The sequence below is a fragment of the Desulfamplus magnetovallimortis genome (genome assembly GCF_900170035.1).
In the GTDB taxonomy this organism is placed as follows: domain Bacteria; phylum Desulfobacterota; class Desulfobacteria; order Desulfobacterales; family Desulfobacteraceae; genus Desulfamplus; species Desulfamplus magnetovallimortis.
Genome location: NZ_LT828548.1, coordinates 36,003 through 54,126, shown reverse-complemented (window position 1 = coordinate 54,126; position 18,124 = coordinate 36,003). Strand labels below are relative to the sequence as shown.

General features: G+C 39.9%; 14 protein-coding genes. 9 read left to right on the top strand and 5 right to left on the bottom strand.

The window, feature by feature from the left end; translation table 11 throughout:
* Window positions 1-943 precede the first annotated feature (943 nt).
* A complete protein-coding gene (locus tag MTBBW1_RS15300; RefSeq protein WP_139786783.1) occupies window positions 944-3,367 on the top strand; it encodes a cyclic nucleotide-binding domain-containing protein in 2,424 nt (807 codons plus the stop codon).
* A gap of 108 nt (window positions 3,368-3,475) precedes the next feature.
* On the opposite strand, the gene MTBBW1_RS15295 is transcribed toward MTBBW1_RS15300, so the two are convergent.
* A complete protein-coding gene (locus MTBBW1_RS15295) occupies window positions 3,476-6,367 on the bottom strand; it encodes a response regulator (protein ID WP_186441353.1) in 2,892 nt (963 codons plus the stop codon).
* A gap of 202 nt (window positions 6,368-6,569) precedes the next feature.
* A complete protein-coding gene (locus tag MTBBW1_RS15290; protein WP_080804640.1) occupies window positions 6,570-7,094 on the bottom strand; it encodes a V4R domain-containing protein in 525 nt (174 codons plus the stop codon).
* Window positions 7,095-7,504: 410 nt separating this feature from the next.
* Between MTBBW1_RS15290 and MTBBW1_RS15285 the strand changes: the two genes are divergently transcribed.
* Window positions 7,505-8,113: a response regulator transcription factor gene (locus MTBBW1_RS15285; protein WP_080804639.1), complete on the top strand. Its 609-nt coding sequence runs from the start codon at window positions 7,505-7,507 to the stop codon at window positions 8,111-8,113.
* A gap of 319 nt (window positions 8,114-8,432) precedes the next feature.
* Here the strand turns inward: MTBBW1_RS15285 and MTBBW1_RS15280 are convergent, their stop codons facing one another.
* Both MTBBW1_RS15280 and MTBBW1_RS15275 read right to left on the bottom strand, forming a co-directional pair.
* Window positions 8,433-9,464, bottom strand: a complete 1,032-nt coding sequence (locus MTBBW1_RS15280) for a hypothetical protein (RefSeq protein WP_080804638.1) — start codon at window positions 9,462-9,464, stop codon at window positions 8,433-8,435.
* Between the two features lie 266 nt (window positions 9,465-9,730).
* Window positions 9,731-10,054, bottom strand: coding sequence for a winged helix-turn-helix domain-containing protein (locus MTBBW1_RS15275; RefSeq protein WP_080804637.1), 324 nt, complete (start codon window positions 10,052-10,054; stop codon window positions 9,731-9,733).
* Window positions 10,055-10,389: 335 nt separating this feature from the next.
* On the opposite strand from MTBBW1_RS15275, the gene MTBBW1_RS15270 reads away from it, so the two are divergent.
* The 7 genes from MTBBW1_RS15270 (at window position 10,390) to MTBBW1_RS15245 (ending at window position 16,192) form a co-directional block, all read left to right on the top strand.
* Window positions 10,390-11,001 carry an FmdE family protein gene (locus MTBBW1_RS15270; RefSeq protein ID WP_080804636.1) on the top strand — a complete coding sequence of 204 codons (612 nt, stop codon included), beginning with the start codon at window positions 10,390-10,392 and terminating at the stop codon, window positions 10,999-11,001.
* A complete protein-coding gene (locus MTBBW1_RS15265; protein WP_245809416.1) occupies window positions 10,988-12,112 on the top strand; it encodes a molybdopterin-binding protein in 1,125 nt (374 codons plus the stop codon). The genes MTBBW1_RS15270 and MTBBW1_RS15265 overlap by 14 nt, the downstream gene beginning before the upstream one ends.
* 126 nt (window positions 12,113-12,238) lie before the next feature.
* A complete protein-coding gene (locus MTBBW1_RS15260) occupies window positions 12,239-12,811 on the top strand; it encodes a Uma2 family endonuclease (protein WP_080804635.1) in 573 nt (190 codons plus the stop codon).
* A gap of 233 nt (window positions 12,812-13,044) precedes the next feature.
* A complete protein-coding gene (locus tag MTBBW1_RS28430) occupies window positions 13,045-13,218 on the top strand; it encodes a hypothetical protein (protein ID WP_186441351.1) in 174 nt (57 codons plus the stop codon).
* A complete protein-coding gene (locus tag MTBBW1_RS15255; RefSeq protein WP_080804634.1) occupies window positions 13,208-14,059 on the top strand; it encodes an HDOD domain-containing protein in 852 nt (283 codons plus the stop codon). The genes MTBBW1_RS28430 and MTBBW1_RS15255 overlap by 11 nt, the downstream gene beginning before the upstream one ends.
* 27 nt (window positions 14,060-14,086) lie before the next feature.
* Window positions 14,087-15,715, top strand: a complete 1,629-nt coding sequence (locus MTBBW1_RS15250; protein ID WP_080804633.1) for an ATP-binding protein — start codon at window positions 14,087-14,089, stop codon at window positions 15,713-15,715.
* A 93-nt stretch (window positions 15,716-15,808) separates the two neighbouring features.
* Window positions 15,809-16,192: a response regulator gene (locus tag MTBBW1_RS15245; protein WP_080804632.1), complete on the top strand. Its 384-nt coding sequence runs from the start codon at window positions 15,809-15,811 to the stop codon at window positions 16,190-16,192.
* A gap of 91 nt (window positions 16,193-16,283) precedes the next feature.
* Here the strand turns inward: MTBBW1_RS15245 and MTBBW1_RS15240 are convergent, their stop codons facing one another.
* Complete coding sequence (locus MTBBW1_RS15240; RefSeq protein WP_245809415.1) at window positions 16,284-17,900, bottom strand: YifB family Mg chelatase-like AAA ATPase; 1,617 nt, start codon at window positions 17,898-17,900, stop codon at window positions 16,284-16,286.
* Window positions 17,901-18,124 lie beyond the last annotated feature (224 nt).

Sequence of the window (18,124 nt, the reverse complement as noted above, 5' to 3'; positions counted from 1 at the left end):
TAAGTAGCATTGATTCCGTAAGATAGCCTCTATAGCAAAAGGTAATATCATTTGTCTGTAAATATTTATTCAGTTTATACAAGTCCCCTGCTGGCATAGGATTCTCCCTTCTGTTTAGCTCATCGGTCACAAGTTTTTCAGTGACCGACACCCATAGTATTTATTTATTTGAAAGTCTCCATAAAGTATTGTTATATAAAGACTTTCATGCATCGTTGTGATATCCTCTCAATCATGAGGGTTTATTAGAATAACTCTGTAATGGACTGTTTTTAAAACGACTTTCATTCTTTAAAGTGTGGCTGTAATACGCTATTTACGTTTTAAGGAAACAGAAAACGTAATATATGGTGGCTGGTTTAAAAAAATTACGACTTTAGAGTTGATTAAAAAATTAATTTGATTAGCGATTTCGTCCCTCCGATTGTGACAGATAAACCAATGGCCAGAACAGCACAAAAAAGTGCTGATTTTATCCCCAAAATCGTATAAGTAATTTAATATATAAAATATTATAACTGATCAACAGAATATTGTTGATTTTTTTTGATTGACTTTGATTGTGTTCGCTTGTTATCTGCATCAGCAAGATAGAAAACGAAGCACCAAAGATGATAAACCTGTAAAAAGACTGAGTTCCAAGTTTTCTTACTAATAAATCAGTGAAAGTATTAACAGCTATGTTGGTGTTGTGGACTTTTGCAAGACCATCAAAGGTCAGATTTTTTGTAATTGATTGTATTCCGTAATTAACTGTGCTCTATACCACCTCTAAAATAATGGGGCAAGGTTTGATTGTCCTGTAGAAAAGGCATTCCTTGTCTCTACGTTGCAGATAACTCTAAAATAAAGTGCTGACAGTTCACTATAAAACTTTTCAATAATCCGCAAGATGGTCAAAAAATGAACAAATTTGAAAAATGAAAGTGGGGTGATTTTTAAAATGAAAAACAGTGATGACAAATACAAAAAATTGTTTGCAAGTGAATATGAAATTCTGGAAAAAAACAGAGCCGCACTGGACGGGGAACCCCTTGAGTACAAAACCCTTTTTGAGAACTACAAGAAGCTCCATAAAAACTATCGCAGCCTGCTTAAGAGTGCCTCAAGAATGACCAAAATGAGTGACATTTCCCAGGAAAAGCTCAACAAGGAATTTAAACGCCTTCTCAGAATAGAAAAAATCAAGGTAAGTGCAGGTCTCTACTGGGTTTCCATCCCCGAAGCTAATGTATATATTCAATGCGGGTGCCCTGCGGACAGTGTCAAACATCTAATTAAAAAAGGGTTGATTGTAAAGCGTGAAAGCCAGGGAGTATCCTTTGAAAGCGGACCGAATGTAATCCTGCTTTCCGATGTTTCCATCCAGAATGGCCATCTTGCCAATTTAGCTGAATTTCCGGTTCTTCAGATGCTCTACAGGCAGGGGATGATTTTACCGGGACATCCCAATAATCTGGGAATCCGCCCTCTGTTGATTGGCTCCGAGGATCAAATCATGGCCCAAAGCGGCTACATTTTTAGAGGCAATTACGGCTTGATTAACAGAGAAGAGATCATGGCCGCCGGTATTTCTTCCGAGATGGCTGATGAGTTAATGCGCCTTAAAATGAAATTTGCATTTGGGCAGATCAAAACAACGGATGCGTTTATTGAAACCAGAATACTCAAGGAAAAACCCGTTGAAATCCGTAATGAGGTTTTCATTGAACGAACCGGACTCAACAATTTTCTAATCACCTGGCGGGGCAAAACTGTTACCATAAATTTGAATCTTGAAGAGAACGAAGAGTATGAATGTCCATATCAGTTGGGAATTCATACCTACCAGAAAAACTATTTCAGCGTCATTCATACGGGTGAAGGCGATGGCTGGGATGTAAACCGTCCTTGCATGTCCAGTATCCTGATCCATCAAGGCAGAATATTTCTTATTGATGCTGGACCAAATATCATGGCGTCCCTTATTTCTCTTGGCATCAGTATTGACGAAATAGAGGGTATTTTTCATACTCACGGGCATGATGATCATTTCAGCGGTTTGACCACCTTGATTCGCTCCGGGCATCGTTTAAAATACTTTGCAACACAATTGGTACGTACATCTGTAATGAAAAAGATGGCCATCTTAATGTCAATTGAAGAGTCCCATTTTGAAGATTTTTTTGACATTATCGATCTGGAACCTGATCAATGGAACAATGTTGGAGGTCTTGAGATCAGACCTGTATTGTCGCCCCATCCCATTGAAACCAATATCTTTTTTTTCCGGGCCATGGGCAATTTGGGGCACAAAATTTATGGCCACTTCGCAGATACCATCTCGTTTGATGCACTGGATGGCATGGTAACCGAAAATCCTTCAAAAAACGGGCTTTCTCCATCTTTTGCCCAATCTGTCAAGGAACGTTATCTTTTGCCGGTGGATTTGAAAAAACTCGACGTTGCCGGTGGCTTGATTCACGGAAAAGCCGTAGATTTCAAAGATGACAGATCTCAAAAAATAGTATTAAGCCATATGGAAAGAGAGTTGACTGATGAAGAAAAAATTATTGGTTCCAGTGCCTATTTCGGCATGCAGAGTATTTTGATTGAGGGGCGCAAGGATTATTTCATGCAGTACCTGAATGACTACCTTAAAAGCTACTTTCCATCAGTTCCCTCCCATTCCATGGAGATGCTTGTAAACTGCCCTATGGTTGCAATAGATGCCGGTGATATTTTTATACACAACGGCACTCCGTCTGATCAGGTATATCTTATTGTGGAGGGGCTGGCTGAATACTTTGATCCCTTAAAGAAGTTAAAAAACAAGCTCGCAGCCGGCTCTTTTATCGGAATGATGGCAGGATTAGCCGGAGAGCCTTACTCCGGGACATATCGTGCAGTGAGCTGTTTAAAAACTCTCCAAATTCCGGCAGCTATCTACCTTGAATTTGTCAGACAAAACCAATTATACGAAGATCTGAAACAGATTTATGAAAAAATCAAATTTTTTCAGGGCACATCCCTTTTAGGAGAAATAGTCTCATTTCCTCTTCAGAACATTGTTGCAAGGTCAATGAGGCAAAAGCAAGTGGAAAAAGATGCTGAAATTATTCCTGAAAATGGTTGTTTAATGATGGTAGCCAAAGGCTCTGCTCACCTGTTCCTCAAAGATATAAAAATAATACGTCTGAATAACGGAGATTACTTTGGAGAAGATTCTGTACTGTTTGGACATAACAGTCGTTACACAGCACAGGCTATAGAAACGACACTGCTCTATATCATTGAGCAGCAATATCTTAAGGATATTCCAATTGTACGCTGGAAAATGCTTGAGGCCTATAACAAAAGAATCTACAAAATACCATCAATTTTTTAAAAAATATAGTCTCGCAAAAAGTCCGCAACGCTAAAATGGCTATTAATCATTTCAGTTAGTTATGGGTGAAAGAATTTCAAAGTCCGACTTTTTACAGGCTCATCAAATTTACAAAAGATTCATCAAATCCGAAAGAATAGCTTCAGCATCAGCAAACTTATATCTCTTGAGACTTTTAGAAATATTATTGATTGATGGTTCAAATTCATCAGACCATGCCATTTCATTTATACTTTCCATTATTGCCTTGCATGGTTTTGCCCTGCTTTTCTTCAAATGGGGTTGGAGTTCAATTAATTTTTCTTTAAGCAACTCCGGTGTGCCAGTTTCTATGCTTGCATTTTCCTTTTGATCTATTTTTTTTATTTTATTCACATAAGGGGAGAGCTCTGTGAGTATCTGATTGAGATTTTCTTCAACATCTTTGATCATAACCGAGAATGTGTCTTGTTTCTGGTTGGCTATTGCAGCCTCCAGCAATGCGGCTTTTTTTTGCAGCTCAACCGCTCCAATATTACCTGCAACTCCCTTGAGAGTGTGAGCCATCCTTTGGGCTGTATTATCGTCGGAATTGTCTAAATGCTCTTTTAACTCCTTGATAAAATGTTGATGGGTATCATAAAATTTTACAATGATATCCTGATAAAGCTTTTTATTCTTATTGGTACGGGATAACCCCATGTCAATGTCAATTCCTGGAAGCTCAGTAAAGGGTAATTCCCAGGCAGAAGGGAATATGTTAGAAGAAGAATTGCCATCATTTATATTTGAATCTGATGACAAAACAGCTCCCATGACATCTCTCTTCTCATTCTCTCTTTTTGCAAGATATTCCCTCGGTAGCTCCCGCTTACCTGGCTTTATCCACGACACAAGTGCCTTAAAGAGTTCAAATGGGACAACAGGTTTGGTTACATAATCGTTCATGCCTTCTTCCAGTACCTTTTCCTGGACACCGCTCATGGCATCGGCTGTCATGGCTATAATGGGGATGTTATAATTAAGGGAACGTACTATCCTGGTGGCTTCATAGCCACTCATGACAGGCATCTGGAGATCCATCAAGGTCACATCAAAGAGATCTTTGGATTCTGTAATCATTTTAACTGCTTCTTTACCATTATTGGCAATGGTAATGAAAAAACCTTCATCCTGCAATATCTCAGTGGCAACCTGCTGATTTATTTCATTATCCTCCACAAGCAAAATTTGTGCACCCCGTATGGCATCAAATCCTTCGGGCACTTTTACAATATCACCTTCTGATAGTGCCCTCTGTTCAACTTCATAACCAAACGCAGACATAATGGAATCAAACAGTAAAGATTGGGTAACAGGTTTTATTAAAAATCCATCCAGACGGATATCTTTTGACTTCTGAATGATATCTTCCCTGCCATGTGACGTAGCCATTATGATTTTGGGAGAGGCGTCCTTGAACTCATTCCGTATTTGTCTTGCAGTTGCAATGCCATCCAGCCCGGGCATCTGCCAGTCCATCAGAATAAGGTCATACATACAATTACCTTGTTTAAATGACTTTTTAATCTCTGCAAGAGCTGCGTCACCTGATGAAACAGAGTTAGTCTGAAAGCCGAATTTAACAAGATAACGCTTGAAAATCTCCCGAACCACCTGATTATCATCTACTATTAATACCCGAATATTCCTAAGTTTCTCGGGCAAAATACTATTTTCCTCAGGCGAATTATCCTGTAAACCAAACCTTGCTGTAAAATAAAAGGTGGAGCCCTGATTCAAGCGGCTTGTGACACCAATCTCTCCACCCATCATTTCCGTCAGTTTTTTACTAATAGCCAACCCAAGACCTGTACCGCCAAACTTTCGGGTAGTGGATGAGTCTGCCTGCTGAAAAGATTTAAAGAGTTTTGCTTGTTGCTCATCTGAGAGGCCAATACCACTGTCCGTAACTGAAAATTTCAATGTAATGGATTTGTTCTCTAAAGGGGCAGATTGTTGGATAGGCTGCTCTATGGTGTCAGAGTCGCTATTAACATGTTCAATTTTGCATAGATGAGGTTTTACCATCTCAATCCTGAAAATAATACTCCCCTTATCGGTGAATTTTATGGCGTTGTTGCACAGATTAAGAATGATCTGACCCAACCTCAAGGGATCACCCACAAGGTTCATGGGGATTTCCGGTGACACTGCAAATACAAATTCCAGATTTTTTTCATGGGCTTTTAAGATAACTGTGTTGGAGAGATTGGTAATGACATCATTCATATTAAAAGGAATGCTCTCAATATCCAGTTTTCCGGCCTCAATTTTTGAAAAATCAAGAATATCATTGATAATGCCCAGCAAATTTCTGGCAGAGAGCAAGATCTTTTCGATGTAATCCTTTTGCCTGGGGTCTAAATCCGTTTTCAGAACAAGGTGTGACAATCCTATGACTGCATTCATGGGGGTTCTGATCTCATGACTCATATTTGCCAGAAAATCACCTTTGGCTTTTGTGGCGGCCTCGGCTTTTTGTTTTGCCTCTTCAAGGTCATTCATGATCTCCATCATGGCACGCCTTGCTTTTCCCAACTCCTCAACCTTTTCTTGCAGGATTCTGTTTCCTTTTTCCTGCTCCAGAAACGAATTTTTCAATTGATCTGTCATCTGGTTAAAGGCATCAGAAAAATCTCCCATAAAATTAACCCGTTGGCTGAAATCACCTTTGGCAATCTGTTGGGTTGTCCAGGTTAAAGTTTTCAGGCTGGCCTGAAGGCTTTTAAGGGACTGGTGGATAAGAAGCTTTCCCCTTCTGTTTTTTTCTATGATAAGTTCACCCCGTGAAAGTGCATAGGCGATCTCCGTTGCATGGTTATACTCACTGATAAAACGGTTGATATAATCAACCGCCTGATGCATTTCATTTTCAGGGTAATCCTGGGGTAGCTCAATGGGAGAGGGGGTCTTGCCTTTTAACAGCAGATAGAAAACCTCAGTGATTTTATCAATATCTTTTTCATTTACTGATAGCATATAAGGAACTTTCGTAAGAATTAACAAACAAGCAACACTATTGCCTGAGACCTGCATTTTCTATTAGAAAGTCTCCATATCATACTGATATATAAAAACTTTCATTCATTCTATTGTAGCGAATATCCGCCAAGTGCGTTGCTTAAAACCAGATCAGCCATTCAGGCTTTGAGAAACAGAACAGAGGCAAATCCCCAATTCACTAAAGTTGCTTAACATCAAACCGGCACACTCGATCACCGGAGCACCAGCAGTCAACCTCCTTCACGTCGAAATTTCTGCCGCTGTATTCACCAAAAAGGCCACTTAAGAAACCTTCATCATAAGTACAGATATTTTCATCACATACCGGTAATCCGGAACAGTCTAAGTCTTCTGCCACAGTAAGGGTAAAATGCATCTTCTCAAGATCAGATTCCTCTATTCTTAAAATACCTATTTTCAGGTGGGATAAGAGTTCTTGCACCTGAGCAACAAATGCACCAAAGTCATTCTCTTTGTCTATCAAATTTTTACATAATTCCCGCCCTGCCACGTGACCTGCCTCAAAAAAAATTTTATCAGCAGTTTTTGTATCATAATTTTTTATAATAACATCCCGTAATGTAAACTGCATCAAACGATACACACTGACATCCATAGTACTTCCAAGATTTGGACGTCCCATATCAATATTTCCGATCATCTCCCAGTTGAATTCATTTTCTTCCCGCTCTTCTTTAAACATTCATTCTCTCCAGCATTGCATTAATAAGTTAGACATGTTTTATTTACCGATTTACAATTTCAAAATTGAATTGCCCCTACAAGTTTGGAGCATTCAATGATCAAGATCAGTTAATTTTATGGTTGCTGTTTTTCGATTTTTATAGTTTGATAAGCAACTTAGGAATGAACACGAAATAAGGTGTCCAATTATAAATCTCAAAAAAACGACTTAAAGTGGTCGCCTGTTTTGAAATGGACAAATTATTTAAGACTCATTCCTTAAAGGCTTCTCACGCCTAATTTTTAGCTATGACAACACATCACAGCCTTTAAATAAACCATAAACAGAACGGATGCAAGTTTTTCCAAATATTATAAAAATGAAACTCATTTTTTAAAGATGCCGGATTTTTAAGGAGATTGTTTCCTTTGCGTATTTTGATTGCAGAAGATGATTTGACTTCCCGTAACATGCTTGCCCTTATTTTGAGAAAAAACGGTTACGAAGTTATTGAGGCCGCAGATGGAAAAGAGGCTCTTGAAAAATTTCAGTCTTTCGATCCTCCGGAAATGGGGATTCTTGACTGGATGATGCCAAATATTGATGGTGTAGAGGTGATACGCCGTGTAAGAGCCCTTAAGTCCCCTTCTGCTCCTTACCTTATAATGCTTACAAGCAAGGACGAGAAGGAAGACATTGTTCTTGGGCTTGATGCCGGAGCCAATGATTACCTGAGCAAACCATTTAACGTCCGTGAATTAAGGGCAAGAGTTGCTGTGGGTCAGAGAATGGTTGAAATGCAATCCGCTCTAATGACAAAAATACGTGAACTTGATAGCGCACTCAAAGAGATAAAAACCCTAAGCGGAATAGTGCCAATCTGTGCCGGCTGCAAAAAAATCAGGGATGACGCAGGATACTGGCAACAGGTAGAAGCCTATATACACAAACACACAACAGCAAGATTCAGCCACGGTATCTGCCCTGATTGCATGTCACAATACTATCCGGAAGTATTCTGTGAACAAGATGAATAACTTTTGGTATTCTCCATTTTCCCCAAAAAATACTGGTATCCTTCATATGAACTCAAAATCGACATCTTATTGCTTTTTCATAAGTTATTGCAGTTGTCTGAACCAGGATAACTAGGATGGATAGGATGCTCAGGATAGATAATCCTTCCTTATCTTTGTTAATCCTGGGAATCCTGATTCAGACAGTGTTGACAAGGCTTACAAGATCATAGGTGTCGATTTTGAGTATGAACCCAAAAGTACTTTACTCTTTTTGGTAAATATTCCCGAAACTCAGAGAGTTCTCTCCGAAAAGTGTAACCTGACAAATGAAGCATGCCTAAAAAAATATTAGGCCGGAATCCTTCATCAATGATTCAAGGGCTCTGTCAAAAAGGTCAACCACCTGATGTTTATCAAACTGCTCCCTGACTGCATCATGAAATCCCTGTGCCATTGCAGATGGAGATGATTTAATCTCGACAGCCTCCCGGCATCTATCCACCTCGCTATGAAAAACGCTCAAAATTCCGGGGGCATCTGACAGAAAACTTTGCAAGCTTAACTGTTCCCACTCCTTGTGATAAAAATGGTGACGTCTGCCGGTAAAACTTATCTTGCAGTTTTCCCCTTCTGCATCCTGCATCATAAACTCAAAATAACCACATCTTCTGACAACCTGATGGTAATGCTGCTCTGGATACTTAAGAGTTACAGAAACTGCATTTGCAAAATATTGTGCAAACAGTTCAACTTTTTCAGGCGAGCTTTTCATGGCACTGCTCCCAATATTTTTTGCAAGACTCTCCTCCATACAATGGCGGCAGATGTATGTTTCATATTTAGCGCCTTTTTTGCAGTTTTCAAGAAAAAGTTTTTTTCTCTCCAACACAATTTCCTTTGTAAATGCCATGAAAAACCTTGCAGCTTCATGATCTTCTTCTATTGGAAATTCCTTTTTAAGATATAGAGGAATGGGGATAAAAATACCGCTTGGACGATGTTTAAGAACAATTTTTGTACCACCAATGCCCTCAAGGGCAGCCATGACAAGCTCAAAATATATATGGTCGAAATGGGGCATGATTCGACCTTCAAATTTTCTGCGCCTGTTATTTTCAAGGATGGAAGGGATATCAAACTCATTGAGGGGCATGTAATCATACTCTGCAAGTATAGCATTTATATCAGTTATGCTGTAATTAAGTGCCAGAAGAAGAGATGCAATCTTATCCTTGCCTGGATGATTGACTTTGCTTCTGACAAGTTTTGTTATGTAAGTATTTGATATTCCAGTTATTTTACTGATCTGATTGACATTTAGTTCACTTTTTTTAAGGATACATGTTAAGGTGTCAGGGTAAATTCGCATAATATAAAAAAATTCCTATAGATTCTGAAGCAATAAGGTAAACGTCCTTGTGGATTTAACTTGAGTGTTGCCGGTAATAATACCAAAATTTAACAGAAGTTAAAAATGAATTCATAGCATGGTTTATTTTTTTATAACACCTTTCAATGGGATTTATGAATTTATTGTGGAGATATATACTTTCAGAAAATGATTTTGGCATATCAACTTTTGAGAGGGAAGCCACACAGGGCAGCCCTACAGTGGTATTGCCAATTTATTAACCCTTAATCAGAAAAAATTTCATCAAAAACCATATCATCCTGAGTACGGCAGCGCTCTTTAAGCGTCCTGAATTTTTCGAGAAGCTCCCTTGCATCTTCTGTTAAATGGGAACCATCTTTTTTATCTGCAATGACAAGTTGCTTTCCATAGTGCGTTTCCGTGGCCTTGATTTTACTCCAAACCGCCTTGTAGGACATTTTCATTTTTTTTGCAGCCTTGTTAATTGAGCCGGTAACCTCAATATTTTCAAAAATTCTCAGCCTGCCATTTCCCATAATGGTCTTACCCTCATCATCAACAATCCACTGGGCTGATCTCAGTTTCATTTCACAATTCTCCCTTGAGTCATAAGCGTTAAAAAAATAGACATAAGTGTTTAGTTTGCTTTAACCATAAAATTTAACCATTCTCTCTTTTCTTTTCATCTGCCTTATGTTAATTTTAACATAAGACTATAGTAACACAGATCTGCTGTATCCTCAAAAACGACACATATGATCTTTTGAGCCTTGTCAATAATATCTGAATCAGAGATAAGGCAGGGCTATTTAATATGAACATCCTTTTCATCCAGGGTATTCTGATTCAGACAAATATAACAAAATGTCGATTGTGATTGTACATCCAAATAAATTAACTTTTTGAAAAGCGAGCAGAAAAAATGCAGGATTTTGAAACCCTTCTGAATGGTTCAGCAGCTCACCACGGCCATCTTTGTGCAGGCCAGGTAATCGGTGTCAGAATGGCAATGCTTGGTTGCAATCTCATAGGTCTGGATGAACCTTCCAACATGCCCCAGATCAAAAAAATAATTGTATATGTTGAAATTGACCGATGCGCAACAGATGCCATTGCCTATGTCACAGGCGTAAAACTTGGCAGGCGATCACTTAAATTTGTGGATAACGGAATCATGGCTGCAACATTTGTAAATCTTGAAACCATGCAAGCCTTCAGAATTGAATCCACAGAAGAATCACGTGAGCTTGCTGACAAATATGCACCTGAAATCAGGGAAAAAAAACTCCGACAGCTTGAAGGATACAAAAGAATGTCGGACAAAGAGCTTTTTACCATACAGAAAGTCACTGTTGATATCCCTGCATCTGATTATCCTGGTCCAACCAGATTCAAGGCACTATGTGCAAAGTGCGGAACAGTTGTGAGAGACAAACGGGAAGTTTTAAAAAAGAACCAGATTCTTTGCAGACCATGTGCCTTTGGAAGCTATTATACTATTACAGAAGGAGAAAATGTCAATGTGCGTTCATGATATGGATAAAACAACCGGAACAGAAGATCAGTGTCCCACAGATTGCTCTTCTGCAAAAAGCTCAAGCCACTTTTCAGGCTTAAAAACAATACCTGTAAGCCAGGCTGTAGGTACAAGAGTTGCCCACGACATAACAGAAATCCGCCCGGGAGAGTTCAAGGGGCCTGCCTTCAAAAGAGGGGATCTGGTCAGGCATGAAGATATATGTCACCTGATGCGTCTTGGAAAAAACAATCTCTATGTTATGGATCTTGAAAAAGATCAGATACATGAAGATGACGCTGTAATGGAACTTGCATCAGCCCTTGCAGGGCCTGGTATAACCTTCAGCGGCAATCCAAGCGAAGGCAAGCTTCAGCTTAAAGCATCATATCCTGGACTTTTAAAAATCAATGTGGATGCTCTTGTTGATTTCAACATGGTTCCGGATGTAATGGCTGCCACAATCCACAATAATACACCTGTAAAAGCCGGTCAGAATGTGGGTGCAACAAGGGCAATTCCCCTTGTAATCAATCGCAGTGAGCTTGACAGGGCAATAATGGTTGCAAAGGACTCTTCCAATTATCCACTGCTCTCGGTGAAAGTTTTCAATCCAATGAAGGTTCGCCTTGTAATAACAGGCAATGAGGTATATGAAGGCTTAATTCAGGATCGTTTTGAAGGTATTGTAAAAGCAAAACTTGTTCAGTACGGTGCATCCCTTGAAGAAAAAATCATCCTGCCCGACAACCCTGAAATGATTGCCTCAAAGGTGCAAGAGTACCTGGATAAAGATACAGAGATGATCATTACAACCGGCGGCATGTCCGTTGACCCCGACGATGTAACCAGGGTTGGAATAAAGAGAGCGGGCTTTGATGAACTCCACTATTCATCGGCAGTTCTTCCCGGGGCAATGTTTCTTCTTGGATACAAAGGCAATATACCGGTAATGGGTCTGCCTGCCTGTGGCCTGTTCCATAGAATAACCATATTTGATCTTATATTGCCTCGCCTGCTTGCAGGTGAAAAACCCGGAGCAAGGGATCTTGCTGCCCTTTCCCATGGCGGGCTTTGTCTTGACTGCTCTCCATGCAGGTTCCCCTCCTGTTCATTTGGGAAATGTTGATAAGTTTTTTTCAGGCAAGAGTGCTTCTTAAAATTTAAACTGTCGGGTGACTTTTAAGGCTTTTCAAAGGTTCAAGGCATTTTCTACCCGACAATCAAACCTTAAAAGAACAAGGGGAATTATGAATTGATACCTCAGCAGAAAAAAAGAGTTACACCAGAAGAATATCTCCTGTTTGAAAAAGATTCAGAAATAAGGCATGAATATTTTGATGGCGAAATCTTTGCAATGGTAGGGGCAAGACATAACCATACAGTTATAAGTTCCAATATTGTCAGAGAGTTGGGAAATCTTCTCAAGGAGACTTCCTGTATGGTATTTGCAGGGGACAAAAGGATAAAGATTGAAGGAATTGAAAAATATACTTATCCAGATGTTGTTGTGGCCTGTGATAAAATGGAACTACTTGAAGATGAACTTGATTCGCTTCTAAATCCAGTGGTTATTATTGAAATTCTGTCTGACTCAACAGAGGCATATGACAGAGGATTAAAATTCACTCACTACCAGCTCATTCCCTCCCTTGAGGAGTATATTCTTGTTTCTCAATACTCTTGCGATATTACAAAATTTAAAAAGATCAACAATAAAAACTGGATTTATACATCTTACACAAGCATTGAGCAGAGTATTAAAATCGAATCAATAGCTTGCGAAATTCCCCTTGCAGAAATATATTATAAAGTTAAATTCAGGTAAACACTCATGACAGTAAAGACAAAGCATGCCTTGTCTTTACCGCCACCCCCGAATATGAAAATTCGTATCCATTTTCACGGTAAAAAACGGCATCTTTCATACACCCCTCAAAGTACTTTACACTTTTCGGAAAAACACATCCGAATAAAGGGAAGCCTTCTCTTAAAAGTGTAAAGCGGCAAACGAAGGATGCCTAAAAAACTATAAAACCCAAAAACCTTGGAAACTATACTTTGCAGAAAACCGGTACAGATAAAAAAAAGCAAACCACCCAGCTTTCGCCTTTTCAGATAAAGATGGCTGAACTCAATGCAAAATTTAAAGTACATAAAGAGAACCCGATGATGGAGAAAATTCTAAAGGCGGCAAAGCAGTATATAGCTGAAAAAGAGGCCAATGAATCGTGAACATCTAAAGAAAAAACTGCTGAAAATAAGGGATCTTGCCACACTTCCGGTTGTTGCCAGCAATGTAATTCAGCTCACCCAGAACCCCACGGTGTCAGCCCTTCAGGTTGCAGACGCAATATCACAGGATCAGGCTCTCACATCAAGGGTGCTGAAGACCGCCAATTCTGCGTTCTATGGATTTCCAAGAAAAATAACCACCATCAATCAGGCAATTATTATCCTTGGCTTCACAAATATCAGAAATATTGTCCTATCCACATCCCTCAACTCTACCCTGAATTCCGGCAAAAAGGATTCACTTTTTGACCTGAAAGCGTTCTGGAAACACTCCCTTGCCTGTGGCATCACCTCTAAACTCCTTGCAAAAAAAGAAGGTATAAAGAATTCTGAAGAGGCTTTTATATGGGGGCTTCTTCACGATCTTGGCAAAATTGTAATGAACACATATATCCATGAAGAGTATAACCAGGCAATTGCCCTGGCCCTTGAAAAAGATATGCTTATCATTGATGCGGAACAGGAGCTTTTCGGATTCACACACACCGCAGTTGGAAGTCTTATTGCTGACAAATGGAATCTTCCACCTGCTCTTATCAAGGTAATCCGCTATCACCACAACCCTGCAAAGGATTATAATTCTCTCAGGATATCTTCCATTGTACACCTTGCAGATATCCTCTGTCGCACCATAAACCTTGGCAACGGAGGAGATACTCAGGTTCCTGTCGTATGCCAGGAGTCATGGAAAATGATGAATCTCAATACTCAAATCCTGAAAAAAATATTTTTTAAAATTGAAGACGAGTACGAAAAAGCAACGGAATTTCTGGAAGTATAGCCCCAAACCCATGGAGATTATAATCATATGAGCATAAAACCTCTTCAGACTGATATTCAGTTCCTGCGTGATACCATCTATGGGCTTACGGAACAGATTGATCTTCTGACTATTCTCCAGGATATAAGCAAAGGCATTGTTTCAGGATTTGATTTTGAAGAGATCATAAGCAAATTTCTTGATATTGTAAAAGAGATAATTAATTACAAATATGCAGCACTCTTTATTTACAACAGAAACTCAAGGGAATACACACTTCTTAAGGCGAGACAAGGTGAAAACGTATTTTTTGAAGAAAAAAACATCAATCGACCTGACAAAGAGATCATAAAATGGGTCTTCAAGGAAAAAAGGTGGATATCAATTCCTCCTTCTGAAACCGGAAGTCCGGAGCATGAACGGCATAGTATTCTGCCGCTTCAGGGCACCCAGGAACAAATAGGCTTTCTTCTCATTATCTCTGATGCAGGAGACAGCATTTTTAATAAAACCAACCAGACAATACTCTCTTTTATTGCAGACCAGACAGCAATTGCCATTGAAAACCAGAACCTGTACTCAAGACTTGACAGGTCAAAAAAACATATTGCAAATATTGTGGAGAGTATAAACAGCGGCATCATCACCATTGACATGTCTGATAATATAACGCTTGTCAACAAAAATGCCACAGCAATGCTTGCCATACAGAGTGCTGATCTTACAGGAAAAAACTACAGGACAGTTCTGAGCAGGGAACTTGTAACTATCATTAATAATCTTAAATCAAGACTGCTGGAAGACGGGTTTGTCCTTGAAAAGAAGTTTGAACACAACCCCTTCAGGGATTTTGCAATAAGGCTTGGCATCACAGCGTCGCTTATAACAGATGAAAAAGATGAGACAACAGGCATTATCTTTATTTTTCGTGACATGATGGCATCAAAGGAGATTCAGCGCCTGACACAGCTTGACGAGCTTAAAAATGAATTTGTCTCCAATGTTTCCCATGAGCTGAGAACCCCCCTGAGCATAATCAAATCCTATGTAGAGGCAATTCTTGATCAGGTTGAACCTGATGACCATGAAACACAGAGGGATTTTCTCTCGGTGATCAATGAAGAGACAGATCGCCTAACGCTTCTTGTCAATGATCTTCTTGACATATCCAGAATTGAATCAGGAAAGTTTGAACTGACTCTCACTTCTGTTTTACTTTCGGATGTTATATATTCAGTTACCGCCACCATGGGAAAACGGGACAGCCGCCACAAGATCATAACAAAGATCCCTTCAAATCTGCCTGTAATATATGCGGACAGGGACAAGGTTACCCAGGTAATTATAAATCTTCTTAATAATGCCATTAAGTTTTCTCCGGAAGGAGGTACAATAGAAATTAATGTTGTTCCGGAAAAAGGAAAGCTCTGGTGTCATGTTTCAGACCAGGGGATAGGCATAGATCAGGAAAATCTTCACCATATATTTGACAAATTCTTCAGAGTTGATAATTCTGATAAATATGAAATTGCAGGGACCGGCCTTGGACTTCCCATTGTAAAACATATCATGGAGTCACATGGCGGAGATATTACTGTAAAAAGTGAATCTGGCAAGGGTTCTGTTTTCAGCATTGGTTTTCCATGCAATGCCGTTGATGATGAAAACGAGACATAAACAAACCCTCCTTACCATAAAAAAAGCATAACCGAAAAAATTAAAAACTCCCCCATAAATCTTCAAAAACCACAGACCGGAGTGAATAAGTAAATGAAAAAAAACAGGACGATTCTCATCGTTGATGACATGCGGCAGATCAGAAATATTCTGAGATTCAGCCTGAAAAAAGAGGGTTTTGATGTGGTAACAGCCGACAGCGGTCAGGCAGCACTTGATTATGCATTCAGCCCAGTGAAACCTCTTGACCTTGTTCTTCTGGATATCATGATGCCCAAAATGGATGGATATGAAGTTATTAAAAGATTAAAAAAAGACGATCGCACAAAAAATATCCCTGTTATATTTCTTACAGCCAAGGCACAAGTCAAGGATGTAGTTAACGGCAAAGCCATGGGTGCTGATGATTACGTGGTCAAACCCTATAAATTCGGAGTACTTCACCAGAAGATTCTTGATCTTCTCAACATTGCCTGAATCCTTTTGGCTGCATTATAAGCCCACCTTCCAACCTATTGCATTGTCAAAGCTAAAAATATCCGTCAGAACCAAGCTCGTATTACACTTTTCACAATTCCCGGTATTGTACCGCCTCTGCAACATGCTGTCTGAGAATCTCATCAGAGCCATCAAGATCAGCAATTGTTCTTGCCACCTTCAACACTCGACTGTATGCCCTTGCCGACAGCCCCAACCTATCAACTGCCATCTCAAGTATAGAGGAGGCAGCTGTTTCCATTTCACAAAATATCTTTATATCCCTTGAACCCATTCCGGAGTTGCAGAAAACAGATTTGCCTTTGAAACGGTGGATCTGAATATCTCTTGCAGCCATGACCCTTTTGCGGATCTGCGAAGATGTTTCAGCACAACTATTGCCTGTAAGCTCGCCATATGAAACAGCAGGTACTTGAATATGGATATCAATACGATCCATAAGAGGCCCTGAAATCCTTGCACGATAGCGCTGAATCTGGGATTCAGTACAGGTACAATCCCTCACGCTGTCTCCAAAATAACCGCAGGGGCAGGGATTCATGGCGGCAACCAGCATGAAAACAGAAGGATACTTAACCTTTGCACCTGCCCTTGAAATTCTTATCACACCATCTTCAAGGGGCTGGCGAAGTACTTCAAGGACATTACGCTTGAATTCCGGAAGCTCATCCAGGAACAAGAGACCGTTATGGGCAAGACTTACCTCTCCGGGTTCAGGTCTGAGGCCTCCGCCAACAAGACCCGGAGATGAAATGGTATGATGGGGAGACCGAAAGGGTCTTTTTGTGACAAGTGGCATATCTTCCTTTAAAAGACCTGCCACAGAATAGACCTGTGTTGTTTCCAGTGCCTCATTAAATGAAAGAGGAGGTAAAATTGTAATAATGCGACGGGCAAGCATTGTCTTGCCTGAACCAGGAGGCCCTGCCATGCAGATATTATGACCACCTGCTGCAGCTATCTCAAGTGCTCTTTTAGCATGGCTCTGTCCTGCAACGTCACAATAGTCAAGAGCAGAACCAACATCACAAGGCTCTTCTTCAGTGCCTTTTTCCCCATTATCTGAAAGATTTGTCTTACTGCCATCAACAGAAACCCCTCCTGATGCCAGAATTGCATTGACATCACTTGCAAAAGGCTCAATCCTGCGAATACCTGTAAAAAACTCAACAACTTCACCGAGATATTTAACAGGCAACACCTCAATCCCTTTTACCATTGAAGCTTCAAGCCTGCTTTCAAAGGGAACGATAACGCCCCTTGCACCATGTTCACGTGCACACAGAACAGATGGAAGCACTCCTGAAACCGATTTTATCCTGCCATCCAAGGATAGTTCTCCCAGAATAAAATAATCCTTGAAATGCTCTCCTGATACAATTTTTGATGCTGCAAGAATAGCCATTGCCACAGGCAGATCAAAAGCTGTTCCCTCTTTTTTGACATCTGCCGGGGCAAGATTGACTGTAATTCTGTCCATGGGAAAAGCATAGCCGGAGTTTTTGATAGCTGTCTTGACACGCTCACGACTCTCCCGAACTGCTATTTCAGGCAATCCCACCATGTTGAATACCGGCAGGCCAAATGAAATATCAACTTCAACCTCTACCTTATAACCTGAAATACCTGCAACTGCACTGCTGTTAACCCTTGAAAGCACTCTATATCCACCCCTATTATTTTTCATTTCTTCGATTATGGCGGTCATCCGCCATGTACATTATACAATAGGCGACCCCTACAGCCGCCACTACCAAAACCACGTCATCCGCCATGTACGTTATACAATAGCTTTGCCCTGTAGGAACAACTACAATGAAAACATCATAGTAGAACTGAATAAAATTCTCAATTATTTTGCTTTCATTTCTGAAATCATATATAAAAAACAGTCAAAGTCATGAAAAAAAA